The sequence below is a fragment of the Micromonospora sp. NPDC050187 genome (assembly GCF_044459745.1).
Classification (GTDB): Bacteria; Actinomycetota; Actinomycetes; order Mycobacteriales; family Micromonosporaceae; genus Micromonospora.
In genome coordinates this window covers 200,679-226,671 of record NZ_JBITJH010000006.1, presented here as the reverse complement: position 1 = coordinate 226,671, position 25,993 = coordinate 200,679, and the positions used below count along the sequence as shown (strand labels likewise).

Below are 25,993 nucleotides of genomic sequence, written 5' to 3'. Positions count from 1 at the left end.
CCCACCCCGTGGCTTCCGGAGCGCGCCCCGCTCTGCCGCCCGCTGCTACCGCCGGGGTGTTTGCAGGGGACCCCTGCTCCGCAAAAAGCGGTAACAGGGGACCCCTGCTACCACCTCAGCGGAGGATGCCCGGCAGGCTGTCGCCGTCCGCGCCCCAGATGTCCTCGTCCTCGTCGAGCCAGGTGCTCCGGCTGGTCTCGTCCTCCCCGTAGCCGGCTCCGGCACCAGCGCCGACCAGGCCACCCCGGCCGCCGACCGCGCCCCGCGCCCCGGCAGCCGCCGCGCCGGCACCCCGGTTGCCACCGGCACCCCGGCCACCCGCGCCACCGGCTCCGCCGAGCATGCCGGGCGCCATGCCCGCTCCCAGGCGACCGCCCGCACCGAGCTTTCCGCCGCCCCGGCCGGCACCGGCGGCACCGCCACCCATCATCGGCGGCATCATCGTCGCGACGGGACGGCCGAGCGCACCGCCGCCGGGAACCGATCCCGAGCCGCCGAGACCACCGCCGCTGCCCAGTCCGGACGTGCTGGGCAGACCTCCGGTACCGGTTGTGGTCGTCGGGCCGGCACTGGCCAGCCCGGATCCGTACTGGTCGTCGTCGAGGCCGGGCGGGGTGTCGTCGAAGCCGGGCGTGGTGGTGTCGGGCAGGTCGGTGCCGGGATCCCGCCCGAGGTCCGGGTCGGGCGTGGACGGCAGGTCGGGGTTGGTCGTCGACGGGAGATCCGTCGTGCCGGGCAGCCCGCCGGTGCCGGGGCCGCCGGGCAGCGACGGCACCGAGCCCGCGCCGCCCCCGCTGCCGCCGGTCTCCAGGTTCGGGGTCTCCAGGTTGGGGTTCTGCTGTGTCGGCAGCGCGCTCGTCTCGCCCGGCATGGTGCTGGCCTGGCCCTGGTACTGGTTGTTGACCCGTTCGTAGACCTGGGCGGCCTCGTCGGTCCGGTCGTTGAGCCAGTCGGCCAGCCCGGCGATCGGGTCCAGCAGGCCGAGGAAGTCCGGGGCCACCTTCGCCTCGAAGAAGCCGACGCCGATGGTGAGGTGCCCGTTACGGGCCTCCAGCACGTCGTTGACGCACGAGGCCGGGATCGGGAAGTCGGCCTGCGCCGCGCTCAGCCGGTCCGCGGCGGCGTTCAGGGAGTGGACGATCCCGTCGCCCTCCTCGGCGTCGTCGATCAGTCGTCCGGTGGACTTGGCGATCTCGTCGACGTGCGTCTTGAACGCGTCGTACGCCGGTCCCTTCCAGACCGTCCCCAGATCCGTGGCGTTCTTCTCCAGGCTCTCCTTGACGCTGCGCAGGTTCTTCAGCAGTTCCGTCCACCCGAGGGCGGCACTGGCCACGTCGCCGGGCCGGCCGTCGATGACGACCTGCTGGCACATCTCTTCCCAACTGACACCCATCAGGCCGCTCCCGCCTAGCTCTCGCCGCCGGAGGCGGCGTCCGCGAAGATCTGTCTGATCTGCTCGGCGGTCATCTCGTTGGCCCGCTCCGCCGTCTGGTAGTTCTCCTTGACCTTCTGCAGCACCTCGACCGCGTCCTCCAGCCGGGTGGCCAGGTCGAGCACGCCCGACTCGGTGCCGGTGTAGAGGTTGGAGTGCTTCTGGGTCAGCCGGCCCGCCCAGGTGAAACCCCCCAGCGGGCTCTTCTGGACTCCGCTCACGCCCGAGGGCATGCCGGCGGTGGCGGCCGCCCCCGCGCCACCCATCAGGTCCTGGATGTCGGCCATGCCGTGATAGAGCCGGCGCAGGTAGGAGGCGTGCGCGCTGAGCCAGCTGATCGCGCCGTCCAGCGTGGACGCGTCCCACTCGGTCTTGACGCCGGCCTCGTTCGGACCGGCTACCAGGTCCGACGGCGTCTGGGCGCGATTGACGTTGTCCATGCCGAAACCGTTGATGCTGACCGGAAGGGTCGGCGACAGCGGGAGGCGCGGCGTCTCGACCTCGATCTGATCCGGCTGCGAAGTTCTGTCAGTCATCCGTGTCCTCCCCGTTGGCTGTGGTGTCGTCCCGCTCGGCGGCGGACCCTACCGGTCCGTGTCGGCGCGGGGTGGTGCGGCCGGGGCCGGTGGCACCGGACCGGCGCCCGGCTGGGCCGCTCCGGTCACCGGCGCGGCGCGCGGGTGGGTGGTGGGCGCCGGCGGGTGTCCCGGCCACTGGCCGGGTGGTGGCTGTGCCGGGTACTGGCCGGTCGGTGGGTGCCACGCCGGGCCGGGCGGCGGGGAACCGGCGGGCGGCCAACCGCCGGGAGGCGGGGGAGCGGGCGGACCGGCGGGTGGCCGACGTCGTGCGGACCGGCGGGCCAGCACGATGAGGACGATCACGCCGACGACCACCGCCAGGCAGAAGCCGACCTGGAGGGCCGCACCGGCCTTGTTCGTCACGCTGAACCCGTAGATGCCCTGCTCGGCCCGCTGGTCGGCGGGTTCCTCCGCCGGGTCGGCCGCCGACGCCTGGGCCACCAGCGGGTTGGCGCGCACCGTCGGCACCGTGCCGCTGAGCGCGGCCACCGGGTTCACCGCACCGAAGCCGTACTGGTCGTCCCGGCCCGACCGGCCCTCGTCGTCGGCGGTCCGGATCAGCCGGTTGACCACGTTGGCCGCGTCGAGGTCGGGGTAGCGGGACCGCACCAGCGCGGCCACCCCGGAGACGATCGCGGCGGAGTCGCTGGTACCGCTGGTCAGGCCGTAGCCGTTCTTCGACACCGCGTACGGGCGGGAGCTGATGATCCGTTCCTGCGGAGCGGCCAGCACGATCTCCGGGCCGCGCACCGAGCCGGCGAAGGAACCGCCCTTCTCGGCCAGCCCGGAGACCGCGACGACGCCGGGGATGTTGGCCGGTGACGTGACGGCCGTGTCGCCCTGCTCCCGGTTGCCGGCCGAGGCGACCACGACGACGTCCTTCTCCAGGGCGTACCGGATCGCGTCGAGTTCGGCGCGGTCGGGTCGACCGGGGGTGCCGAGCGACAGGTTGACGACGTCCGCCCCGTTGTCCACCGCCCAGCGGATCGCTGTGGTCAACTCGCCCGGGTCGAAGCGCGCTCCGACGGACACCGGCAGGATCTTCGCCGCCGGGGCGATGCCCAGGAGCCGGTCGGTTCCTCCGCCACGGCCGGCGATCAGACCCGCCATGCCCGTGCCGTGTCCGATCCGGTTGGCGTCCCGGCGACCGTCGGTGGCGGCGTCGCCGCCGATCCCGTGTCCCGGCAGGACCTGACCGCGCAGGTCCGGGTGGGAGGCGTCCACTCCGCCGTCGACCACCGCGACGGTGACGCCGCTGCCCTTGCTGAGCTTGTGCGCCTGGGGGATCCGCAGGGTGTCCAGATACCACTGGTATCCGCGGACGGTCTCGGCGCGGGCCGGTCCGGGAGTGCCCAGCAGGCCGGTGCCGGTGGCGACCAGTACGGCCAGCAGGGCCGCCGCGGACCGTCGGCCCGCGTGGAAGCCGTCTCTCCTACGCATCGTTCTCCCCGGACGCCGACCACTCGACACAGTGCGGCTCCGGCCGGTCAGACCGGACCGGAGCCGCGCTGGCGATCGTCTCAGTGCCACATCTTCGAGTTGCTCATCTCGGTGGTCACGTAGTTCTCGCGGGCGATGCCCACCGCCCCGCCGATGTCGTTCAGGATCTTGTTGATGTCCCGCACCGCGGTGTCCCACTGGGCCTGGTGCTGCTCGTACGCGGTCCGGTCCTCACCGTCCCACTGGAGCTTGCTGAGCATCTGCCGGAGCGTGTCCAGCTTCTCGTCGATGGTCCGCGAGATGGTCTGCATCTGCGCGTTGCTGGCCTCGAGGACCGCGTAGTCAACCTTGATCGTCACGATGTACCTCTCTGCGGTCGCCGGGTCACGGGTTCAGGGCAGCGTGGAACTTGTCCAGCATCTGCTGCTGCTCTTCGTCGTTCACCTGGTGCGTGGTGCCCGACTTGTCGAGCAGGTCGGCGATGCTGTCCATCGCCGTCAGCAGCTTGCTGGTGTCCTCGTTCCACCGCTGCATGAGCTGCTGGAAACCCGTGGACGCCCCGCCCTTCCAGGCGATGGCCAGGTCGTCGACAACGTTCCACAGCTTCTTCAGCTCACCGTCGACCTCGCTGCGCGTGGAGCGCACGTCACTCGCGGCGGTATGCAGGGTCGCAGCTTCGACCTCGAACGCCATGTCACACCCTTCCGTCTTCTGTGGCGGCTTGACGCGCCGCGCCTCCCCCCGCGGCAGAGCGGTCACACCCCACCGACGGACACTTCCGCCAGACCGTAACCCACGGAGTCCACCGGGTGTAGCCCGGAATGGGCTGTTCACGACGGGATGGGAGCCGGGTGGGTCGCTCGGTGACCGCGCCCGGACCGTCCGTGTCGATCCGGCTCGCGGGCCGGGGCCCGGCCACCGTGGGCAGGTCGCACGGGACGGCACCGACGAGCGTCTTTGCTACAGTTCGGCCCGTGTCGCCCGTAGGACGTCGACGAAGGAGCGATCCCGGATGACCAGCAAGCACATCTCGTCCGAAGCGATCGAGGCGATCCGGGAACACCTGCGGAGGAACGCCCTGTCCGGTCCGAACGGGATCGACGCGATCAAGGCGAAGCTCGCCGACACCGAGATCGGTTTCCCGTACTTCGGGGTGGTCGGCACTCCGCTCGCCGTGGCGTACGGCGACACCCGGGAGAAGGCCACCACGGCGCTCAACGAGATCCGCGAGACGATCGAGGACTACCTCGACGAGCTGGCCACGGCGCGGGACACCTGGATCAGGGCCGAGAACGCGAACACCGTGGTGACCAAGTAGCGAGACTGGAAGCGGGGACCGAACAATGGTGAGCCTCGGCAATGCCCTGATTTTCGCGGCCGTGAAGACGGTGGTCGAGGCGAACGCGAAGATCGCCAAAACCGCCCTGATCGCGGTGGCCGCGGTGGGGACGATGGCGGCGAACCCGCCGGACATGTCGGACGCGGCGACGGCCTGGAAAGAGATCGCCAACGATCTGGGCACCTTCGCCACGCACCTGGACAACGCGCTCGGTGCGGGCGACGACTGGTCCGCCGACGACAAGGACGCCTTCGCCGCCTCGTTCACCAACTTCAAGGGTGAGATCGAGCAGTTCCGCACGTCCGTCGGCGACATCGCCGGCACCCTCGAACTCGTCGCCAACGCGTACACGGTGGCGTTCGTGGCGTTGATCGCCTTCGCCGGGGCCACCCTGGTGATCCTGATCGGCCTGGTGGTGCTGCTGTTCATCCCGCACACGAGCGCGTTCGCCCGGGTCGCGATCGAGATGATCGGGGTGGCGCTGACCGCGATCTCCACCAAGGTCGCCCTCCTGCTCGGCGGCCTGGCCACGGCGGCCACCGCCCTGGTGGCCGCCGTGGTCTACGGCTGGGTCAACATGAACTCCCGGAGCGCGAGCATTCCCGCCGCCCCGGACATCGAGCAGATTCGCATCGACTACGAGGCCCCCCGCACCTTCGAGGTCAGCGGCGGCTGACCGCCCGGGTGACCTTCCGCCCGCGACGACGACACGGGAGAACCGAGAATGAACACCCCCAACGTGGAGGACCTCGAGCGCGTGCTGCGTGACAGCGAGCGCCGCATGCAGCAGCTCTCCGAGGTGGAGACGATGCTCGCCGAGGTCACCAGCCGGTACGACACCGAGGACGGGATGGTCTCCGTCGAGCTGGGCGCGGACGGCCTGCTCCGCCAGCTCGAGATCAACTCTCGGGCGATGCGGCTGGACTCCTTCACCCTCGCCGAGCTGATCACCGAGGCGTTCAACGGCGCGCAGCGGGGTGTGCAGGAGGCGGTCGCCAAGGCCATGTCCGAATCGCTCGGCACCGCCAACCTGGGTGACGTGCTCGGCGAGGCGCAGGACATCCGCAAGAACATGGACGGCATGCTGGAATCGGTGTCGCGTGCGGTCAACGACGCGATCGTGCAGACCAGCCGGTTCACCAACCGGCGCTGACCAGCGGGGAGGGCGGAGCGGTGGGCGACCTGCTGCTGATCGCGTTGTGGGTCATCGTCTGGCTGACGTTGATCGGGCTGGCGGTGGCCTGGTGGCGCCGAAAGCCGAAGTCGAAGGGGCCGGGGCGCGGGTAGCCCCGCACGGGACGACCTGACCCGGCGTCGGGTCGACCGGATCGACGCGTCGGGCGGGTCCACCGGTGACGGTGGGCCCGCCCGACGTCGTCACGGCTCGCACCAGGCGGTCTGGATCAGCTGCTGGCCGTCACGCCGGCGCACCAGCGTGCCCCGGCCCGGCGGCTGCGGGCTCGGGCGCAGCGTCCCGAAGACCGCGCCCTCCTCCCGGTTGCCGGACATCAGCAGGCCCGGCGAGTCCAGCTCCCGCAGGCGTTGCAGGACCGGCTCGTAGAGGGCCCGCGCGACACCGCCGGCCCGCCGGGTGACGATCAGGTGCAGGCCGATGTCGCGGGCCTGTGGCAGCAGCTCGTGCAGCGCGCTCAGCGGATTGTTGCCGCCGGAGGCGACCAGGTCGTAGTCGTCGACCAGGATGTAGAGGTCCGGTCCCTTCCACCAGCTCCGGTCGCGCAACTGGGCGGTGGTGACGTCGGCTCCGGGCAGCCGGTTCTGCAGGGCGCTGCGGATGGAGGCCAGCCCCTGGCTGAACACCTGGTTGGACGGGGCGAACTCGAGCAGGTGGTCGCCCTCGACGGCGCCGAGCAGACCCCGGCGGTAGTCGGCGATCACCAGCCGGGCCTCGGCCGGGGTGTACCGCTCGACGATGCCCCGGGCGATCAGCCGTAGCAGGTTCGTCTTGCCGCACTCGACGTCGCCGAAGACGGTCAGGTGCGGTTCGCCGGCCAGGTCCAGGTAGACCGGGGCCAGCGCCGACTCGTTGACGCCGATCGGCACGCCGGGCGCGGAGCGGTCCACGACCCGGGCCAGTTCGGTCATCGGCAGCTTGCGGGGGAGCAGACGGACCTTCGGCGCGGGCGCTCCCGGCCAGGCCGCCGCCACCTGCTCGGCCAGGGCGGCCGACGCCTCGGTCAGGTCCTCGATGGCGTTGTCACCGTCGATCCGGGACACCGCGGCGAGGAACTGGAGCTTGGTGGGGGTCAACCCACGGCCGGGGGACTTCGGCGGCACGTTGACCGCCGCCCGCCGGTCGATCTCGGACTCGGTCGGGTCACCGAGCCGCAGCTCCAGCTTGGTGCCGAGCAGGTCCCGCATGTTGATGCGGATCTCCGCCCAGCGGGCCGCGGTGAGCACCACGTGGACGCCGAACCCGAGGCCCCGGCCGGCGAGGTTGGTGATGGTCTGCTCCAGCTCCTCGTACTCCTGGCGCAGCGTGTGCCACCCGTCGACGACCAGGAAGACGTCGCCGAACGGGTCGTCGGCGAACTCGCCGGCCGCGCGGCGGCGCCGGTACCCGGCCACCGAGTCGATGCCGTGCTGGGCGAACCGGGCCTCGCGCTCGTCGATGACGGTGACCACCTCGGCGACCGTCCGGCGGACCGCCTCGGTGTCCCGGCGTCGCGCCACGCCCGCCATGTGCGGCAGCCGTTCCAGGCTGCGCAGCGCCCCGCCGCCGAAGTCGAGGCAGAAGAACTGCACCTCGCGCGGGGTGTGGCTGAGCGCCAGCGACGCCAGCATCGACCGCAGCATGGTGCTCTTGCCGCTCAGCGGCGCACCCACGATCACCACGTTGCCGCCCGAGCCGGCCAGCTCCACCATCATCGCGTCCCGGCGCTGCTCGTACGGCCGGTCGACGACACCCACCGGCACGGTGAGCTGCCCGCGTCCGGCCCATCCGGGCACCGTCAGGCCGAACCTCGGGTCGACGGTGAGCGTGCCGTACAGCTCGCCCAGGCTGGGCGGTGCTCCCAGCGGCGGCAGCCACACCTGGTGCGCCGGGGTGCCCTTCCCCCGGAGCTGCTCCGTGATCACGTCGAGCATCGTGGTCACCTTGCCGGACTCCGCCGGCTCCTCCGGCGCGGTGGCCTCCACCGGGGTCTCGACCCGCTGGACCGGCACGAAGTCCACCCCGTACGGCACGATGCTGCGCTGGAGGGCGGCCTGCGAGGTGGCGCTGCGGCGGCCCGGGGCGCGGTACGGGCCGGACACGTAGGCGGCCCGGAACCGCAGCATGGTGGCGGTGTCCGACTTCAGGTAACCGTGACCGGGCGCGCTGGGCAGCTCGTAGGCGTCGGGCACGCCGAGCACGATCCGGCTCTCCACCGCCGAGAAGGTCCGCAGACCGATCCGGTACGACAGGTGCGTGTCCAGGCCGCGCAGCTTCCCCTCCTCCAGCCGCTGGCTGGCCAGGAGCAGGTGGACGCCGAGCGAGCGGCCGAGCCGGCCGATCATCACGAACAGGTCGATGAAGTCCGGCTTGGCGGCGAGCAGTTCGCTGAACTCGTCGCAGATGATCATCAGGCTGGGCATCGGCTCCAGCGGTTCGCCGGCGGCGCGGGCCTTCTCGTACTCGTACCGGGAGATGTAGTTGCCGGCGGCGCGCAGCACCTCCTGCCGCCGGTTCATCTCACCGGCGAGCGCGTCGCGCATCCGGTCGACCAGCGTCAACTCGTCGGCCAGGTTGGTGATCACGGCGCTGGTGTGCGGCAGGACGTCCAGGGAGGCGAAGGTGGCGCCGCCCTTGAAGTCGACCAGGACGAAGTTGAGCTCCTCCGACGAGTGGGTGACCGCCAGGCCGGCGACCACCGTCCGCAGCAGCTCGCTCTTGCCGGAACCGGTCGCGCCGATGACCAGGCCGTGCGGGCCCATGCCCTCGTGCGCCGACTCCTTGAAGTCGATCTCCACCACGTTGCCCTCGGGGCCCACCCCGAGCGGGATGCGCAGCCGTTCGCGGTGGGCGCGGGGACGCCACGTCTCCCGGACGTCCACCGCGGCGGCGTCCCCGATCCCCAGCAGGTCGGGCAGCTCCATGCTGCGGGACAGGGGCTCCTCGCTGACCGTCTGCCGGGACAGCCGGTAGGGCGCGATCTGCCGGGCCAACCCCTCCGCGGCGACGGCACCGAGCTGGTCCGGGCGGCCCAGCCGCGAAGTGGACTTCCCCTGGAGCAGGTCCAACGCGGAACCGTCGGTGACGTCCAGGCAGATCAGCCAGCGGCCGACGTCCCGGGGCACCGCACCGGAGAGGTCGACGACGGTGGTGCCGAGCAGCCCCATCCCGATGAGCTGGCAGGTCGGCGGGACCTCGCCCCCGTCCAGGACGACCACGACGTGCGGCCCGTTGGTGAACGGCTTCGCCTCCCGGGTGTACCTCGGGCGGCTGGACAGCTCGTTGGTCAGGGCCTGCTCCGCCTCGGCGAGGCTGGTGAAGACCAGCCGGCGCGGGCCGGCCGCGTCGGCCCGGCCGGGGTGCTGTGCGTGCGGCAGCCACTTGACCCAGTCCCAGGTCGGGTGCCGGTCGGGCGCCGCGACCACGGCCAGGACCAGATCGTCGGGGGCGTGGAACGTCGCCAGCTGGCCCAGCACCGCCCGGGTCAGCCCGAGCACCGCCTCGCGCTCGCCGCGCAACGCCACCCGGCTGAACGACCGCACCGACAGTGCGGTGGGCAGGTCCGGCACGGTGGAGTGGGTACGGACGAACCGGCGCAGCGCGATCGCGCTCATCGGCTCCAGGTCCTCCACCGGCTTGGTCTCCGGCGGCACGATCTGTACCGCCAGCCGCTGCGGCCCGGTGGCGATCCGGGCCTCGCCGAAGTCGTCCTCGGTGACCCGGCGCTCCCACAGCCGGCGCGACGCCGCGATCGACCAGAGGGCGTCCGGCTCCGGGTGCCGCCACCGCATCGCGGACCGCTGCTGCTCCGCCGCGCGCCGGGTCTTCCGGCGCACCTGGGTGAGATACCGCATGTAGTCGCGCCGCTCGGCGTTCAACTCGGCCTTGTCGTTGCCGCCGTTGCTCATCGAGCCGAGGAACATGCCGAGCATCGAGACGCCGAACAGGCCACCGGCGATCCAGGTCATCGTGCCGCCGGAGCGGCCGGCGTAGAGGAACGCCATCGCGCCCACGCCGCAGAGCATCGGCAGGATCATCAGCAGCTGGCCCAACCCGCGGGGCATCTGCTCCGGCAGCTCCGGTGGGGACTCCAGGAGCACCTCACCGCGCGGCAGGGTCGGGCCGGCCTGTCGCGGAGGGCGTCGGAAGACCACCGTGCTCACGTCGTAACTCCCCCGATCGCGCATGACGTCCGGCTACCCGGGACGGGACACGTCAGGTGGCATCGTACGTGCCGGTCTTCGTAGGTAATCTCCCCTGGGCATGGTGCGGGCCGGCGGCGACGTCCGGTCACCGCCGGTGACGAGCGAGTGCGAGGAGGCCCTGGTGACGATGACGGGGACCGGCGAACTGAGCCGGGTCACCATCGTGGCGCCGAGAACCCGGATGGATCTCGCCCTACCGTCCGACGTACCCCTGGCCGATCTGCTGCCCACCCTGCTCCGGTACGCCGGGGAGGATCTCGCCGACCAGGGCGTGGCACACGGCGGCTGGACCCTGGCCCGGCTGGGCGGGCAACCGCTCGACGGCGGCCGGACGGCGGGTCAGCTCGGGGTGCGCGACGGGGAGGTGCTGTACTTCAACCCCCGCGACGCGGCGACCCCGGAGGTCGTCTTCGACGACGTGGTCGACGCGGTGGCGACCGCCACCAACCGGCGGCCGGGCGGCTGGCAGCTCGCCGCCACCCGGCGGTTCTCCGTGGTCTTCGCCTCGGTGGCGCTGCTCGGCGGCGCGGCCGTGGCGCTTTTCGCCGGGCCACCGCAGCTTCCCGGCGCGTTGGTCGCCCTGGTGGTCGCGATCGCCGCCCTGGTGACCGCGGCCGTGCTCTCCCGGGCGGTGGGGGACAGCTGGACGGGCTCGGCACTGGCCCTGGTGAGCCTGGTGTACGCCGCTGTCGGCGGGCTGCTGCTGCTCGGCGGTGACCGGGGGCTGACCGACCTCGGCCCTCCGCACGTGCTGCTGGCCGCCACCGCCCTGCTCGTCTTCGGTGCGGTGGCCGCGCTGGCGGTGGGGGACCGCGCGCCGCTGTTCCTCGGCGCGACGGTGGTCGGGGCCGCCCTCGGGCTCGCCGCTACGGTCTGTCTCGCCTTCGGGGTGGACGACGCCGCGTCCGCCGCGCTGGTGGCCACGCTCGCGTTCGCGGTGCTGCCCGCGTTGCCGATGACGGCCTACCGGCTGGCCCGGCTGCCCGTCCCGTCCATCCCGACCGGCCCGGAGGACCTCAAGTCCGACGACGAGACGTTCGACAGCCGCCAGCTGCTCTCGCTCAGCGACCGGGCGGACCAGTTCCTCACCGGTCTGCTGTGGACGGTGTCGATCGTGGTCCTGGGCGGCGAGGTGGTCCTCGCCGTCGACGGCCGGCTGCCGGCGATCCTGCTCTGCGCGGTGCTGGCCGTGCTCTCCCTGCTGCGCGCCCGGCCGCTCGCCAGTCGGGCGCAACGGATCCCGGTGCTGGTCGCCGGTTCCGTCGGCCTGGCGCTGGCGACGGCGGCGACCTTCACCGGGCTGTCGACGCTGCTGCGCCTCGGTGTGTTGCTCGGCGCTCTGGTGCTGGTGGCGGTGGTCAGCCTGGTCTACGGGCTGGCCGTGGCCGGCAAGCACATCTCCCCGGTGTGGGGGCGGGTACTCGACATCCTGGAGATCCTGCTGATCGTCGCGGTGGTGCCCCTGGCCGCGTGGGTCTGCGGCCTCTACGGCTGGATCGTCAACATCAACCCCTGACCAGCGCGGCGCTGCCGGTCGCGGTGTCTCCCACGGCGACCGGCGCGCACGCGTAGGCCGCCGGCCCGTGCCGGCCGTCGAGCCGACGGGGGACGAACGAGTGCCGCCGGGACACGTCCAGGACCACCTTCATCAGGTCGGCGGCGCGGCTGTCCGGGGCGGCGACGCGGAGCAGCGGGGCGGAGACCCGGCCACCCGGAGCGACCGTCACGGCCAGGGTGTGCGACATCACCGGGATGGCGGTCACCGCGTCGGCGAGCGCGCCGACCGGGGCCTCCGTCCGGCTGTGCAGCTCCAGGCACTGCTGCGTCCAGCCCCGGCCCGCCAGGCCCGTCCAGTTCTCCACCTGCGAATCGGGTGACACGTCGAGCCCGGCCGCGGTGAGCAGGGCCGCCGCCAGGTCGTCCGGGTCGAGCATCCGGTACGCCAGGCCCGCGCCGGTGAGCGCCTTGCCGAGCCGGCCGGCCGCCGCCGCCATGGTCCGGCGGACACCGTCGATGCCGCCACCCCGGTTGGCCGCCTCGGTGCGGGCGTCCGCGACCCGGAGGCGGGCGGCCACCCAGACGTCCCGACGGTAGGCGGCCTGTCCACCCGGGTTCGGATACCAGACCAGGCTGCGCGCGACGAGCTGGGTGGAGGAGGCCGGTCCGGTGGTTCCGGCCAGCACCCGCAGCACCCGGTCGATCGCCGCCCCGGACAGCGGGCCGGTCGACCCGTCGGGGAGGGTGACCGCGCAGGCGACGAACCAGCCCTGGTCGTCCTGTCCCAGACCCAGCCGGTTGCCCCGGTCCTCGAACCCGGTGACGGTCAGGTCCGGGGCCAGCGCGGACAGACGTGGGTCGGCCGTCGCCGGGGACAGCGCGGCCCGCCGGGCGGCCTGGCCACGTCGCCGGAGCCGACGGCGCAGGGTCAGGTCCTCGTACCACCAGCGGCCACCCCGCCGGGCGAAGGTCGCCAGCACCACGACGAGCACCAGCAGGGCGACGACACCGGTCACCCAGACCGGCCCGTCCGACACCGCGCCCACGGTCAGCACGCCGACCTCCAGGACGACGAGCTGGCCGACGGCCACCGGACCGAGCCGACCACGACCGGGCCGGTCGACCCGTGCGCCGGCCGGCGCGGCCACCTCGCGACGGCGGGCCGTCTCTACCTGGGTCATCGCTGTGTCTCCTCCTCTGGATCGCCGGTCGCCCCGACGTCCGCCGGCGGTCGGCGGACGGCGAATGCCGTCGTCGGTGGGGGGCCCTTATCGTAGAGACGCCCCGGAACGGCCGTCGGACCTGCTCGTCCGGGAGACCCCACCCCCGCCGGAGGTAGCGCATGCGGACCCGCCGTGACCAGGTTCAGGCGTACCGGTTCGTCACCCGCCGCATCGTCTCAGCCCTGCTGTCGGGCGATCCGGAGACGACCGACCTGCCGATGCGGCGGCTGGGCCTGGCGGTCTTCGGCAGCGCCATGGTCGCGGCGATCGTGCTCGCCGGCGCGGGCGTGTACGGCCTGCTCACCAAGGGTGGCGCCCCGCTCGAGCCGAACACCCTGGTGATCGAGAAGGAGACCGGGGCGACCTACGTCTTCGTCGACGGGCGGCTGTACCCGACGCTGAACTACGCGTCGGCCCGGCTGATCCTCGGCGAGGAGAGCCCGCAGGCCCGGTCGATGTCCCAGGCGTCCATCCGGGAACGGCCCCGGGGCCGGACGGTCGGCATCGTCGGTGCCCCCGACGACCTGCCGAACCGTTCGTCGCTGGTCGGCCTGCCCTGGTCGGTCTGCAACACGCCGGACCCGGCCGATCCGCGTCAGTCGACCACCCGGCTGGTCGTCAACCAGCAGCTCTCCGGCGGTGCACCCCTCGACGACCAGGCGATCCTGGTCTCCGTCGGTGGTCAGCGCTACCTGCTGTCCCGGAACACCCGGATGCAGATCCTCGGCGGCGACGCGGCGATCGCCGCGCTGAAGATGGCCTCGGTCCGGCCGATCGAGGTCGGCCAGCAGCTCATCAACGCGGTGCCGGCCGGGCCCCGGTTGAAGGAGCCGTTCATCGCCGGGGACAAGGAGCGCAGCGAGTTGCAGGTCGGCAACGGGCCGTCCTGGGTCGGCCAGATCTTCCGCGCCGCCGACCAGCACTACGTGCTGACCCGCGACGGCCTGGTGTCGATCGGCGAGATCACCGCGCTGCTGCTGCGCCGCGACGGGGGCGGGGTGAAGGACATCACCCCGGAACAGGCCGGCCGGGTGCTCAGCGACCAGCGCCTGGAGGACGAGGGCGTGCCGCAGAAGCTGCCCGAACTGCGGCAGGTGGGGCAGGGCCGGGCGTCCGTCTGCGCGACGTACCGCGCGGGTTCGGCGGGCGGGCCGCCCACCACGACGATCGAGGTGTTCGACCGTACGCCGCCCGAGCTGTCGCCGTCCGCGCCCGGCTCGATCGAGGTACGCCAGGGCGGGCGGGACGCCGTCCGGACGGCGGAGCGGGTGGTCGTGCCCGGTGGCAAGGGCGCCCTGGTGCAGGCGATGCCCGGGGCCGGCGAGGGCGGGCAGGGTGCAACGGCCTCCACCGTCTACCTGATCACCTCCCAGGGGATCCGCTACCCCCTCGGCACCCGCTCCGGCGACGCGGCGGCGGCCCTCGGCTACGGCGGGGTGACCCCGCTCGCCGTCCCGGCCTCGTTGCTGGCGCTGATTCCCACCGGGCCGACCCTGGAACGCGACGCGGCCCGCGACTACTTCGACCCCGGTAGGCCCTCGGCCAGCCGGTCCGGTCAGCCCACGCCGTCCGGATCCCCGTCGCCGCAGCGGACCGACGGGTCGACGGGGGACGACGGTCCGGGGGAGACCGGACCCAGCGGTTCCGCCGACACCACCACCGGCTCGTCCCCGTCTCCGGGCGGCGAGCCGGGCGACGGTTGACGCAGGCAGCCCGGCCGGACGGGCGGGTCGCCCGACTTGCCTTGGTCAACTACGCTGAGGCCCGCGACGAGTGCCACGACGACCACGGGGATGCCGCATGGGTACGAAGACCAGCGTCGACGTACTGTCTCTGGAGGATTTCCACCGGCGACTGGCCGGCCGGATCACCGAGGCTGACCAACTGCTCAGGAAGCTGAACACCGAACTGCAGTGCCGGCCGCCCGCGCTCGGCTCGTTCGCCGACGCGGTCAGCAGCACGCGGCAGTACACCGACCTGCACACCCGCTACGTCGACCGCGTCCAACGACTCCGGCGGTCCCTGTTGGCGACCCAGGAGGCGACCCAGAAGATCCTCGACAACTACCGCACGACCGAGGCGCGGAACAAGGCCAACGCCGCCGACATCGCCCGGGTCCTCGGTAGTGTCGACGACCCGCTCGGTCCGGAGGAGACTCCCCGTGTCTGACGAGTACGTACAGCGCTACCAGCCGGTCAGCCACGAGCAGCTCTACCAGGGCGTGCAGGCCGGTGACGCCGAGCAGATCGACACCCTCGCCACGGCGTGGAGTTCGATGAAGGACACGGTCGACGGGCTCGGCCGTGCTCTCCGGGAGGACCTCGACGCCCTCGACCGGACGTGGACCGGTGACGCCGGTGACGAGTTCCAGCGCCGGGTCGGCCTCGTGGTCCAGTACTCGACCAGCCTGGCCACCGGCATGGGTTCGGTCCACGAGGGGCTGTCGCTGATGTCGGGGCCGCTGCGGGCGGCCCAGCGGCAGGCCGAGAGCCCGGACGAGACCGACGACCACGACAAGACGGTCAGCGGTGCCGCGAAGGGCGCGCTCCTCGGGCCGGTCGGCGCGGTCATCGGCGGGATCGCCGGGCACCAGCAGGACCAGGAGGAGAAGGAGAAGGCACACCAGCGGATGGTGAAGGTGGTGGCCGAACTGGCCGCCAGCTACGACCTCTCCACCTTCGACCGCTGGAGCCCGCCGGCTCCGCCGCCGGTGGACACCCCCGGCGGGGTGGACGACACCTCGAACACTCCCCGCAGCGGGCCGGGCGCGACCACGCCGGCCAGTGCCCCGGGCACCGGCTCCCCCGGGCACACCGGCACCAGCCGGGCTGACAGCTCACGCCCGGTCGGGCACGCCGACTTCGACGACCGCGATCCGACGCGGGACCCGGACTCCGGCCTCGCCGCGCCGACCGGCCCGGGGTCGGGCACCTCGCTGGCCGGGGCCGGCCCCTCCCTCGGCACCGGAGCCCTGCTCACCGGCTGGGCCGCCGGAGCGGGTGGCATGGTGGCCAGCGCGGCGGGCGGCACCCGGACCTCCGGTGCGGGCACCGGTCCGTCGTGGGGCTCCTCGACCGCGCTGCCGGCCGGTGGCGTGCTCGGTACCGCAGCCCTGGCGGCCGGTGCCAGCGGCGCCGGCTCCGCCCCGATGCCCCGTCCTGCCGGTGGCACCGGACTGGAGAGCCGGGCCGCAGTCGGTGGGGGCGGTCGGCTGGGCGCGGCGGGCAACCGTCCCGGCGCGGTCGGGTCGATGCGTCCCGGTGTGCTCGGTGGCGCGCCCATGTCGGGCGGGGACGACGACGAGTCGGCCACCCGCAGCACCTGGTTGACCGAGGACGACATGGACTGGCACGCCGGGTCCGGCAACACCCCGCCGGTCCTCGGGCTGAACGGCAACTGAGACCGTAACGGCGGAGGCTCGACCACCGGCACGTCCGGCGGGTCGGTCTCCGCCGTGGCATGTCCGGCCGGGTCGAGCTCGCCGTGGTCCGTCCCGCCGACTGTCGATGCGGTGGGAACGGGCTGCTCCGCCGTCGCCCGGAAGCGCCGGTTGACCCTACTGTGCATCACACAGTAGTGTGCAGCGCGTGGACACCACCCAGCTCCTGAAGGGCGTTCTGGATCTCGCGGTCCTCGCCGTTCTCCGTGAGGAGGACGGCTACGGCTACGACATCCTGCGCCGGCTGCGTGCCGCCGGGCTGGAGGAGGTCGGGGACGCCTCGGTCTACGGCACGCTGCGGCGGCTCTTCGCCGCCGGCCTGCTGACCGCGTACGTCGTGCCGAGTGAGTCCGGTCCGCACCGGAAGTACTACTCGCTCAACGCGGCCGGGCGGGACCAGCTGCGCCGCTCCGGCAAGCTCTGGCGTTCGTTCGCCACCACCATGGACGCACTGCTCGACGATCGGGGGACGGCGGCATGACCGTCATGGAGCAGGAGATCACGGCGTATGTCGAACGGGTCCGGGCCGCGTTGGCCGACCTGCCCCCGGCCCAGCGGGACGAGTTGACCGAGGACCTGTCGGAGCACCTCGCCGAGGTGGCCGCCGAGAGTGGAGGTTCGCTGGTCGACCGGCTCGGTGAGCCCGAGGCGTACGCGGCGGAGCTTCGGGCCGCCGCCGGTGCCCCGGTGCGCACCGGACCGAACCTGGACCAGCGGGTCGCCGGCCTCGTGGTGGGGGTCCGCACCCGGCTGCGCACCCTCGACGTCCGGCTCGGCCCGCCGCTCGGGTACGCCACCGCCTCGGAGTACCTGCGGCTGCTCCGTCCCGCCTGGTGGCTGGTCCGGGCCTATCTCGCCGCGATGCTGGTGACCGCGGTGAGCACCGGTGGCACCTTCGGGGTGCTGCCCAGCCTCGGCGGTAGCCACCTGGCCGGCCTGGTTCTCCTGGCCGCCTGCGTGGTCGGCTCGCTCTGGCTCGGCCGCAACGCGGACCGGCTCGCCCGGTGGCCGCGCCGGCTCGTGCTCGTCGGGTCGCTGGGGCTGGCCTTCTTCGGGCTCGTCGGGGCCGCCACCGTCGACGGTCGGGCCCGATGGGGCGGCTACCAGGGCTACGACTCGGTGTCGGTGAACGACCAGTACTCCCACATCCGGGACGTCTTCGTCTACGACAGCGAGGGACGCCTGGTGCGGGACGTCCGCCTCTTCGACCAGGATGGCACCCCGATCCGACTCGGCTGGCCGGACTACTGCCGGACGCCGGGCCCCGAGCAGGTCGACGAGTCGATCCGCCGGACGTACCCGTACTGCCCGGAGCAGGCCCCGTTCCAGTTCCGTACGGATCCGACGTCGGCCCCGACGCCCGGTGGCCCGACCACGACGCCGGACGCCACGCCGTCCGACCCGACAGGGCCGGACGCCACGCCGAGCGAGCCGGCCAACAACGCCACGCCGAGCGGTACGGGCACACCGGACGCCCCGACGGGTCCCGGCGACGGGCCGGCCCCGGCTCCGACGGAGTCCGGTCCAGCCCGGTGATCCGCTAGGTCCGTGGAGCCGACCGGCCAACCGGTCGCCGGCTCCACGAGGGACGGAGGTCACGTTCCGGGGGACAGCGGGAGCGGTGCCACGTGGTTACCGTTCTTCCGCTGTCGATCTTCCTGGAAGGACCGCCCGTGACCGAGCAGGCCGTGCCCCCCGCGCCGACCGAGGACGAGAGCGCCGGAGGAGGGCCGACCGCCACCCCGGCCGGCGCCACCCCGGTCGACGGCGCTCATCCGGCCGACAACGCCACCCCGGTCGATGACGGGCCGGACCCGGCCGGCGACGAGCCCGAGCCCGGGACGGGTGACGACGACGCCGAGCCGGGTGGGCGGGGGTGGCACCCGCTGCTGCGGGTGCTGGTCACGCTCGGGGTGGTGGCCGTGCTGGTGGGCGCGCTCGTGGCGGCCGGGCTGCGGTACGACGTCGCGGGCCGCCTGCTCACCCCGGACCGGACCGCCGAAGCCCGGGTGGGGGACTGCCTGGCCCCGCTGCCCGACGTCGCCGAGAGCGGGCAGCGCCGGACCGCCGAGGCGCGGGTGGTCGCCTGCTCCTCCCCGGACGCCGCGTACGACGTGGTCGGGCGGGTCGACGGGCAGAACGAGGAACAGGTGCGCGACGGCCGCCAGTGCGAGCCGTTCGTCGCCGAGGGCGGCACCTACTACACCTACAGCAGCATCCCGCCCGGTGGCACCGGATACCTGCTCTGCCTGGTGCCCCGGGGCTGAGCCCCCGAACCCGTTGGAACGCGGTTGAACAGGAGGTGAATCCCACTCTGCTGGCGTCTTCCCCGGCCGGTCGGCGCGTGACACGCTACCCGCACGTAACCACGCGACCAGCCAACGATGACTGACCGCCAGGAGGATGCCCGATGGGCGAGATGGTGAGCTACCGCCACGACGGTACGACGCGCGAGGGGTATCTCGCGATACCCTCCGGCAGTGCGGGCAGCCCGGCGGTCATCGTCATCCAGGAGCGGTGGGGTCTCGTCCCGCACATCACCTCGGTCGCCGACCGGTTCGCCGAGGCCGGTTTCGTGGCGTTCGTGCCCGACCTCTACCACGGTGCCTCGACCGAGGACGCGGACGAGGCGAAGCGACTGATGACGGCGCTGCGGATGGACGACGCGGCAGCCGACATCGCCGCCGCCGCCGACCACCTCGCCGGTCGACCCGAGGTCACCGGTGGGATCGGCTGCGCCGGCTTCTGCGCCGGTGGCAGCCTGGCGCTCTGGTCGGCGACCATCTCCGACCGGATCGTCGCGACCGCCGGCTTCTACCCGATACTGCCCTGGGAGAAGATGCGCCCCGAGTGGTCCGACTACGCCGGCAAGGCGGCCGTCATCCACTGCGCCGAGGCGGACGGCACCTCCGCCGCCGAGGGGGTGCAGACCGCCCGCCGGGCGATCGAGTCCGCCGGTGGCACCTGTGTCCTCCACGACTACCCGGGCACCGCGCACTCGTTCTTCAACGACGACCGGCCGGAGGTCTTCGACCAGCGGGCCGCCGCCAGCGCCTGGGCCCGTACCCTCGAACTCTTCCGGAGCCGGCTTGGCTGAGCCCCGTACCGCCGACGAGGTGGCCGCCCGCGCCCGGCGGGCGGCCGACCTGCCCGACCTCGACGGAGCGGTCAGCGGGTGCTTCGCCTGCCCGCGCCTGGTCGCCTGGCGCGAGGAGGTGGCCCGGACGAAACGGGCGGCCTTCCGGCACCAGGAGTACTGGGGCCGTCCGGTGCCCGGCTTCGGGGTTCCCGACGCCCCCATCGCCATCCTCGGGCTCGCCCCCGCCGCGCACGGCGGCAACCGCACCGGGCGGATCTTCACCGGGGACCGCTCCGGGGACGTCCTCTTCGCCGCGCTGCACCGTGCCGGCTTGGCCAACCAGCCCACCAGCGTCGCCCGTGACGACGGGCTGACCCTGCGGGCGACCCGGATCTTCTCGGCGGTGCGGTGCGCGCCCCCGGACAACAAGCCCACCCCCGGTGAGCGGGACACCTGCGCGCCGTGGCTGCACCGCGAGCTCGAACTGATCCGCCCCACGCTGCGCGTCGTGGTGGCGCTGGGAGCGTTCGCCTGGGCCGCCTGGTGGCCGGCGCTACGCGCGGTGTACGGCGTCCGGCCGCCCAGCCCGCGACCGGTGTTCGGCCATGGGGCACACTGGTCCGGCACAGCCGTACCGGAAGTGCTGGGCTGCTACCACGTCAGCCAGCAGAACACCTTCACCGGACGGCTCACACCACGGATGCTGGACGAGGTGTTCATCCGGGCGAAGCAGGTGGCCGGGGTGGACTGACACTGCGCGGGGCGGTGAGGATGGACTTCAGCGTGCTGCGCAGATGGTGGCCGGTCCTGGCCGTGGCCGCCCTGCTCGCCGTCACCGCGATCGCCGCCACGCACTCCGCGCTCGGCGCGACCCGTATCCCACCGGCTGCGGAGAACGTCCCGTTCATCCCGGAGTACCCGGAGACACAGCCCTCCCCGTCGTTCCCGGTCGAGCCCCGGGAGGCGGCCCGCGAGACCGCCGCACGCATCCCCGGCTGGGTCACCACCACTGCGGTCGTGCTGCTGGGGCTGGCCGCCCTGCTCGCCCTCGGCTACGCGCTCTGGACGGTGGTCCGGGGCGCGCTGCGCCGGACCAACCGGCGTGGACTGCCCGCCACCCGGCCCCGCCCGTCGGCCGAGGGGACCGCCCGGGACGTGGTCGCCGCGCTCGACGCCGGCCTGATCGAGCTGGACGACCGGTCCAGCGACCCGCGCATTGTGGTGATCGCCTGCTGGGTGCGGCTGGAGGAGGCCGCCGCCACCGCCGGCGTGTCCCGGCGGGCCGGTGACACCCCGACCGACCTGGTCACCCGGCTGTTGCGCGGGGACACCGACAGCGGCGTCCCGGCGATCGTCAGCGCCGACGTGCTGGCCGAGTTCGCCCACGTCTACCGGGCCGCCCGGTACGCCACCAGCACGGTCGACGAGCGGATGCGCGACCAGGCCCGCGCGGCGCTGCGGCGGATCCGGGCCGAGTTGACCGTCTTCGCCGACGAGGTGCCGACGTGAGCGAGTCGCCCCCGCGCGGCGGCGCGAGCATCGACGACCTGCTCCGGTTCGAGGAGGAACCGGCCGGCCGGCCGGAGCGGCGCCGGGGCGGCTGGCTGCGCTGGCTGCTGCGTACCGTGCTGGTCACCGGTGCGGCCACGGCGGTGCTGGTCGCCGTGCTCAGAGCGATCGGCTTCACCGTCTCGCTGCCGGTGCTGGTGGCCGGGGTGCTCGCCCTCCTCGGCGTCCGGACGGTCACCGGCCGGCTCGCCCCGCCGCCGTCGTCGCGCCGGAACGCACCGGTGACCGGCGCGGACGAACCACCGCCCGCCGGGGACGCGCTGCGGGCCGCCGTCGACGGCTGGGCCCTGCCGCTGGAGTGGGCGACCAGCGAGCCGGAACGGTTCACCCGGGTCGTCCTGCCCCGGATCACCGAGCTGGTCGACGAACGACTGCGGCAACGACACGGCGTGACCCGCGACGCCGACCCGGTCCGCGCCCGTGCCCTGCTGGGCGAGCGGCTCTGGACGTTCCTCGCCGCGCCCGGCCGCCGCCCCCCGTCGCCGCGCGACCTCGCGGCGATCGTCGCCGAACTGGAGAAGATCTGATGAACGACGTGGACCGGAACGTCACTCCCGCCGAGGCCGGCCGGTTGGCCCGCGAGGTGCTCGACGCGGTGGGCTCGGTCGTGGTCGGCAAGCGCGACGCGTTGGAGCTGGTCCTCGCCGGGATCCTGGCCGGCGGGCACGTGCTGCTGGAGGACCTGCCGGGGTTGGGCAAGACGCTCACCGCGCGCTCCTTCGCGCAGGCCCTCGGCCTGGACTTCCGGCGGTTGCAGTTCACCCCCGACCTGCTGCCCGCCGACGTCACCGGCTCCTTCCTCTACGACCAGCGCAGCGGCGACTTCACCTTCCGGGCCGGTCCGCTCTTCACCAACCTGCTCCTCGCCGACGAGATCAACCGGACGCCGCCGAAGACCCAGTCGGCGCTGCTCGAGGCGATGCAGGAGAAGCAGGTCTCGGTGGAGGGCGTCACCTACCGGCTGGACGAGCCGTTCCACGTGCTCGCCACCGCCAACCCGATCGAGTACGAGGGCACCTACCCGCTGCCCGAGGCGCAGCTCGACCGGTTCCTGCTCCGGGTCTCCTTCGGCTACCCGGAGCGCGAGGAGGAGTGGGAGGTGCTGCGCCGGCGGATGGCCCGCCGCCGCGAGGAGGCGGAGATCAAGCCGGTCGTCGACGCGGCCACCCTGCGCGGCATGCAGGCCGCGCTGGAGGACGTGGCGGTCGAGGACTCCGTCGGCCGGTACATCGTCGAGCTGGCCGCGGCCACCCGGGACCACCCGTCCGTGCTGGTCGGCGCGTCGCCGCGCGGATCGCTGGCGTTGCTGCTGCTGGCTCGGGCCCGGGCCGCGTTCGGTGGCCGGGACTACGTGGTGCCGGAGGACGTCAAGGACGTCGCCGTGCCGGCGCTGGCGCACCGGATCACGCTGCGCCCGGAGATGTGGCTGCGCCGGGTCGACCCGGCGTTCGTGGTGGGCGAGGTCCTCGACGCCACCCCGGTGCCGGCCAGCGGCGCACTGCCCAGCTACGCCGCCGGTCGGGGCGGACGTTGACCGGTACGCCCGCCGGGTCGTCCCCGGATCCGCAGCCGTCCGCCTGGGTGCCCACCCGGGCGCTCGGCCGGGCCGTGCTGCTCACCGGGTTGCTGCTGGTGGCCGGGGTGGTGCTCGGCCGGGTCGACCTGGTGGTGCTGGCCGCCCCGTTCGCGCTCGGCACCGCGTACGCTCTGCGCCGCCGGCCGGCCGCCCCGCCGCAGGTGTGGCCGGGGGCGGCCGAGGGGCACCTCGTCGAGGGCGGCGACCTCGCCGCGACGGTGACCGTGGGCAATCCCGACCGGGTCGGCTACGACCTGGCGGTGGTTCGGACCCGGGTGTCGCCGTGGCTGCGTGTCGAGCGGGCCGGGTTCGACGCGGACGTGCCGCGCCAGGGGCCCGCCGACCGCCCGTTCGTCACCTTCGTTCCGGCCGGTGAGGCGGTCGACCTGACGCTCGCCGGCACCGCGCTGCGGTGGGGCCGGCACCCGGTCGGCCCGGCCGGCGCGCGGGCCGCCACCGCCGACGGGCTGCTGGTCTCCCGGGTGGTCGTCGCCGAACCGGCCCGGCTGACGGTGTACCCGAAGACCGAGCCGTTCGAGGCGGTCGAGGCGATGCCCCGGGCCGCCGGCCTGGTCGGCGCGCACCACTCCCGCCGCCCCGGCGAAGGTGGTGAGCTGGCCGGGGTGCGCGTCTTCACGCCCGGCGACCGGCTCCGCCGGATCGACTGGCGGGTCTCGCTCCGGGCGAAGCAGCTGCACGTCGCGGCGACCCTCTCCGACCGGGACGCCGAGGTGGTGCTCCTGCTCGACGTGCTCGCCGAGGCGGGACGCTCCGGCGGGATCAACGGCACCGCCTCGGTGCTGGACACCACGGTCCGGGCCGCCGCTGCGATCGGCGAGCACTACCTGCACCGGGGTGACCGGGTGTCGATGCTGGAGTTCGGCCCGACCGCCCGACGACTGCGTCCGGCCACCGGTCGCCGGCAGTACCTCACGGTGCTGGAGTGGCTGCTCGACGTGCGTGCCGAGGCCTGGCCGGACGAGGCGGACGACCAGGTCTTCGGCCCGCAACTGCTCTCCTCGGACGCGCTCGTGGTGGTGCTCACGCCGCTGTTGCAGGAGCGGTCCGCGCAGATGCTCGCCCAGCTCGCCCGCTCCGGTCGGTTCGTGGTGGCGGTGGACACCCTCCCCGCCGACCTGCCTCCGCCGTCCGGCGGGCGACGGGACTGGGCCGAGGTGGCGTTCCGACTCTGGCGACTGGACCGGGACGTGATGGTCGAGCAGTTGCGCGAGCACGGCGTACCGGTGGTGCGCTGGGCCGGTGCGGGCAGCCTGGACCAGGTGCTCCGGGACGTGGCCCGCCTCGCCACCGCCCCCCGGGCCGGTGCCCGGTGAGCGCGAGAAACGTAGCGGAGCGGAGTCCCGCAGTCGCGAGCGAAAGGCGGCTCCGGTGAGCGCGAGGAATGCAGCGGAGCGGAGTCCCGCAGTCGCGAGCGAAAGGCGGCTCCGGTGAGACAGGTCGTCGAACGGGTGCGTGGCGCGCGAAACGCGGCCCGCCGGGCCACCCTGGTGCCGTTCCTGGTCCGGGTCGGGGTGTTCCTCACCGTGCTGCTCGGCTTCACGGTGGCGTTTCCGGTCGACATATGGTTCGGCGACGCCCTGCCGGCGCTGCTGGTGACCGCGTTGCTGCCCGCGCTCGGGCCGCGCCGGTTCTGGCCGACCTTCGCCGCCCTGGTCACCGTCGCCGGCTGGCTCCACGGCACGTTCGACCAGGGGGAGCGGATCGCCCTGTGGCGGCTGTTGCTGCTGGCCGTCCTGCTCTACCTGGGGCACAACCTCTGCGCCCTGGCCGCGCTGCTGCCGTACGACGCGGTGGTCGACCCGGCGCTGGTGGTCCGCTGGCTGGCCCGGACGGCCGGGGTGCTCCTCGCCGCCGGGGTCGTCGGGGTGCTGCTGCTGACCGTCGCAGGTGCCGGCGGAGACCGGGGAATGCTGCCGGTGACGATCGGCGGACTCACCGTCGCGGTCGTGGTGACGGCGTTGCTGGGGTGGCTCCTGCGCCGCCGGTGAAACCTGCCGACACGAAGGTCATGCAGGTCACAGGGCGGGTGCTGCGTCACAGAGAAGGGGCGCGAACGGGATTACCCGGGCCGGTCGGGGAAAGATAGAAGACGTGAATCCGAAGCGGATCCTTGTGGTAGGCGCCGGCCACGTCGGGCTGTACGCGGCCCTGCGCCTCTCGAAGAAGCTCAGCTCCCGTGAGGCCGAGGTCATCGTCGTCGACCCCCAGCCGCACATGACCTACCAGCCCTTCCTTCCGGAAGCGGCGGCCGGCAACATCTCGCCCCGGCACAGTGTGGTGCCGCTGCGGCGGGAGTTGCGTAGGTGCACCGTCGTCGCGGGTGCGGTGACGCGGATCGAGCACTCCCGTAAGACCGCCACGGTCCAGCCGATCACCGGTCCGGTCCGGGAGATCCGGTACGACCACGTGGTCATCGCTCCCGGCTCGGTCTCCCGGACCCTGCCCATTCCCGGCCTGCACGAGCACGGGATCGGCTTCAAGACCATCGGTGAGGCCATCTACCTGCGTAACCACGTGCTCGACCGGTTGGACGTGGCGGCGGCCACCACCGATCCGGACGTGCGCCGTCGCGCGCTGACCTTCGTCTTCGTCGGCGGCGGCTACGCCGGCATCGAGGCGCTCGCCGAGATGGAGGACATGGCCCGGGACGCGCTGAAGTACTACCCGGAGCTGACCCCCGAGGACATGCGCTGGGTGCTGGTCGAGGCGACCCAGCGGGTGCTGCCCGAGGTCGACCGGGACATGGGCGCCTACACGGTGCAGCAGCTGCTCAAGCGGAACATGGACATCCGTCTGGACACCCGCCTGGAGTCCTGCGTCGACGGGGTGGTCACACTCTCCGACGGCGACAGCTTCCCCTCGGACACGATCGTCTGGACGGCCGGCGTGAAGCCGTCGCCGCTGCTGGATGCCACCGACTTCCCCCGCGACGAGCGGCGTCGGGTCACCTGCCTGCCCACCCTCCAGGTGGTCGACTCCGACCGGGTCGTCGACGGTGCCTGGTCGGCCGGTGACTGCTCGGCGGTGCCCGACCTGACCGGCCCGCCCGGGGCGTACTGCTCGCCGAGCGCCCAGCACGCGGTGCGGCAGGCCGCCCGGATGGCCGACAACATCGCCGCGGTGATCCGGGGTGGGGAACCGGTCAACTACCGGCACAAGCACGCGGGCAGCGTGGCCAGTCTCGGCCTGCACAAGGGCGTCGCCCAGGTGTACGGCATCAAGATGACCGGCTGGCCGGCGTGGTTCATGCACCGGACGTACCACATGAGCCGGATCCCCTCGTTCAACCGCAAGGTGCGCGTGGTGGTCGACTGGACGCTGGCGTTCTTCCTCCGCCGGGAGGTCGTCGCGCTCGGCCAGTTGCACGACCCGCGCGAGGAGTTCTCCGAGGCGTCCCAGCCCGTGGGCGCCCCCCGCGCCTGAG

The 25,993-nt window shown here is 73.3% G+C and carries 25 protein-coding genes; 18 read left to right on the top strand and 7 right to left on the bottom strand.

Annotated elements, in window-relative coordinates; translation table 11 throughout:
* Window positions 1-115: 115 nt before the first annotated feature.
* From ACIBJE_RS12620 to ACIBJE_RS12600, 5 genes are all read right to left on the bottom strand, one after another.
* Entirely contained in the window at window positions 116-1,393 is a 1,278-nt protein-coding gene (locus tag ACIBJE_RS12620) for a WXG100 family type VII secretion target (RefSeq protein ID WP_396747219.1), read from the bottom strand.
* Window positions 1,394-1,407: 14 nt separating this feature from the next.
* On the bottom strand, window positions 1,408-1,968 hold the full coding sequence (locus tag ACIBJE_RS12615) for a hypothetical protein (protein WP_396747216.1): 561 nt from the start codon (window positions 1,966-1,968) through the stop codon (window positions 1,408-1,410).
* A 48-nt stretch (window positions 1,969-2,016) separates the two neighbouring features.
* A complete protein-coding gene (mycP, locus tag ACIBJE_RS12610; protein WP_396747213.1) occupies window positions 2,017-3,450 on the bottom strand; it encodes a type VII secretion-associated serine protease mycosin in 1,434 nt (477 codons plus the stop codon).
* Window positions 3,451-3,530: 80 nt separating this feature from the next.
* Window positions 3,531-3,809, bottom strand: coding sequence for a WXG100 family type VII secretion target (locus ACIBJE_RS12605; RefSeq protein WP_396747210.1), 279 nt, complete (start codon window positions 3,807-3,809; stop codon window positions 3,531-3,533).
* A gap of 25 nt (window positions 3,810-3,834) precedes the next feature.
* Window positions 3,835-4,143: a WXG100 family type VII secretion target gene (locus ACIBJE_RS12600; RefSeq protein ID WP_396747207.1), complete on the bottom strand. Its 309-nt coding sequence runs from the start codon at window positions 4,141-4,143 to the stop codon at window positions 3,835-3,837.
* A 319-nt stretch (window positions 4,144-4,462) separates the two neighbouring features.
* Here ACIBJE_RS12600 and ACIBJE_RS12595 point away from each other — a divergent pair, with 319 nt between their 5' ends.
* The 3 genes from ACIBJE_RS12595 to ACIBJE_RS12585 all read left to right on the top strand — a co-directional run bounded on the left by ACIBJE_RS12595 (window position 4,463) and on the right by ACIBJE_RS12585 (window position 5,942).
* The gene (locus tag ACIBJE_RS12595; protein WP_396747204.1) at window positions 4,463-4,768 is read left to right on the top strand and encodes a hypothetical protein; all 306 of its coding nucleotides are present in this window, start codon (window positions 4,463-4,465) and stop codon (window positions 4,766-4,768) included.
* 61 nt (window positions 4,769-4,829) lie between these two features.
* Complete coding sequence (locus ACIBJE_RS12590) at window positions 4,830-5,465, top strand: WXG100 family type VII secretion target (protein ID WP_396747202.1); 636 nt, start codon at window positions 4,830-4,832, stop codon at window positions 5,463-5,465.
* A 48-nt stretch (window positions 5,466-5,513) separates the two neighbouring features.
* On the top strand, window positions 5,514-5,942 hold the full coding sequence (locus tag ACIBJE_RS12585) for a YbaB/EbfC family nucleoid-associated protein (RefSeq protein WP_396747199.1): 429 nt from the start codon (window positions 5,514-5,516) through the stop codon (window positions 5,940-5,942).
* A gap of 224 nt (window positions 5,943-6,166) precedes the next feature.
* On the opposite strand, the gene eccCa is transcribed toward ACIBJE_RS12585, so the two are convergent.
* A complete protein-coding gene (gene eccCa / locus ACIBJE_RS12580; RefSeq protein WP_396747196.1) occupies window positions 6,167-10,123 on the bottom strand; it encodes a type VII secretion protein EccCa in 3,957 nt (1,318 codons plus the stop codon).
* A gap of 169 nt (window positions 10,124-10,292) precedes the next feature.
* On the opposite strand from eccCa, the gene eccD reads away from it, so the two are divergent.
* Window positions 10,293-11,681 carry a type VII secretion integral membrane protein EccD gene (eccD, locus tag ACIBJE_RS12575; protein WP_396747639.1) on the top strand — a complete coding sequence of 463 codons (1,389 nt, stop codon included), beginning with the start codon at window positions 10,293-10,295 and terminating at the stop codon, window positions 11,679-11,681.
* On the opposite strand, the gene ACIBJE_RS12570 is transcribed toward eccD, so the two are convergent.
* A complete protein-coding gene (locus ACIBJE_RS12570; RefSeq protein ID WP_396747193.1) occupies window positions 11,671-12,843 on the bottom strand; it encodes a type VII secretion protein EccE in 1,173 nt (390 codons plus the stop codon). The genes eccD and ACIBJE_RS12570 overlap by 11 nt on opposite strands.
* 161 nt (window positions 12,844-13,004) lie before the next feature.
* On the opposite strand from ACIBJE_RS12570, the gene eccB reads away from it, so the two are divergent.
* The 14 genes from eccB to ACIBJE_RS12500 all read left to right on the top strand — a co-directional run bounded on the left by eccB (window position 13,005) and on the right by ACIBJE_RS12500 (window position 25,992).
* Complete coding sequence (eccB, locus tag ACIBJE_RS12565; RefSeq protein ID WP_396747190.1) at window positions 13,005-14,588, top strand: type VII secretion protein EccB; 1,584 nt, start codon at window positions 13,005-13,007, stop codon at window positions 14,586-14,588.
* Between the two features lie 97 nt (window positions 14,589-14,685).
* Window positions 14,686-15,054, top strand: coding sequence for a hypothetical protein (locus ACIBJE_RS12560; protein WP_396747187.1), 369 nt, complete (start codon window positions 14,686-14,688; stop codon window positions 15,052-15,054).
* Window positions 15,047-16,285: a WXG100 family type VII secretion target gene (locus tag ACIBJE_RS12555; protein ID WP_396747184.1), complete on the top strand. Its 1,239-nt coding sequence runs from the start codon at window positions 15,047-15,049 to the stop codon at window positions 16,283-16,285. Before ACIBJE_RS12560 ends, ACIBJE_RS12555 begins: the two co-directional genes overlap by 8 nt.
* 187 nt (window positions 16,286-16,472) lie before the next feature.
* A complete protein-coding gene (locus ACIBJE_RS12550) occupies window positions 16,473-16,805 on the top strand; it encodes a PadR family transcriptional regulator (protein ID WP_091457254.1) in 333 nt (110 codons plus the stop codon).
* Entirely contained in the window at window positions 16,802-17,860 is a 1,059-nt protein-coding gene (locus ACIBJE_RS12545) for an HAAS signaling domain-containing protein (protein ID WP_396747180.1), read from the top strand. The genes ACIBJE_RS12550 and ACIBJE_RS12545 overlap by 4 nt, the downstream gene beginning before the upstream one ends.
* A gap of 137 nt (window positions 17,861-17,997) precedes the next feature.
* Entirely contained in the window at window positions 17,998-18,591 is a 594-nt protein-coding gene (locus tag ACIBJE_RS12540) for a hypothetical protein (protein ID WP_396747177.1), read from the top strand.
* A gap of 143 nt (window positions 18,592-18,734) precedes the next feature.
* Window positions 18,735-19,421, top strand: a complete 687-nt coding sequence (locus ACIBJE_RS12535) for a dienelactone hydrolase family protein (protein WP_396747174.1) — start codon at window positions 18,735-18,737, stop codon at window positions 19,419-19,421.
* A 19-nt stretch (window positions 19,422-19,440) separates the two neighbouring features.
* Window positions 19,441-20,154 (top strand): uracil-DNA glycosylase, encoded by a 714-nt coding sequence (locus ACIBJE_RS12530; RefSeq protein ID WP_396747636.1) that lies wholly within the window; start codon window positions 19,441-19,443, stop codon window positions 20,152-20,154.
* Window positions 20,155-20,174: 20 nt separating this feature from the next.
* Window positions 20,175-20,912: a DUF4129 domain-containing protein gene (locus ACIBJE_RS12525; protein WP_396747633.1), complete on the top strand. Its 738-nt coding sequence runs from the start codon at window positions 20,175-20,177 to the stop codon at window positions 20,910-20,912.
* Window positions 20,909-21,499, top strand: coding sequence for a hypothetical protein (locus ACIBJE_RS12520; protein ID WP_396747171.1), 591 nt, complete (start codon window positions 20,909-20,911; stop codon window positions 21,497-21,499). The genes ACIBJE_RS12525 and ACIBJE_RS12520 overlap by 4 nt, the downstream gene beginning before the upstream one ends.
* Window positions 21,499-22,506, top strand: coding sequence for an AAA family ATPase (locus tag ACIBJE_RS12515; RefSeq protein WP_396747168.1), 1,008 nt, complete (start codon window positions 21,499-21,501; stop codon window positions 22,504-22,506). Before ACIBJE_RS12520 ends, ACIBJE_RS12515 begins: the two co-directional genes overlap by 1 nt.
* Window positions 22,503-23,882: a DUF58 domain-containing protein gene (locus ACIBJE_RS12510; protein ID WP_396747165.1), complete on the top strand. Its 1,380-nt coding sequence runs from the start codon at window positions 22,503-22,505 to the stop codon at window positions 23,880-23,882. Before ACIBJE_RS12515 ends, ACIBJE_RS12510 begins: the two co-directional genes overlap by 4 nt.
* A 114-nt stretch (window positions 23,883-23,996) precedes the next feature.
* Window positions 23,997-24,557, top strand: a complete 561-nt coding sequence (locus ACIBJE_RS12505; protein ID WP_396747162.1) for a hypothetical protein — start codon at window positions 23,997-23,999, stop codon at window positions 24,555-24,557.
* A gap of 103 nt (window positions 24,558-24,660) precedes the next feature.
* On the top strand, window positions 24,661-25,992 hold the full coding sequence (locus tag ACIBJE_RS12500) for an NAD(P)/FAD-dependent oxidoreductase (protein WP_396747160.1): 1,332 nt from the start codon (window positions 24,661-24,663) through the stop codon (window positions 25,990-25,992).
* Window position 25,993 lies beyond the last annotated feature (1 nt).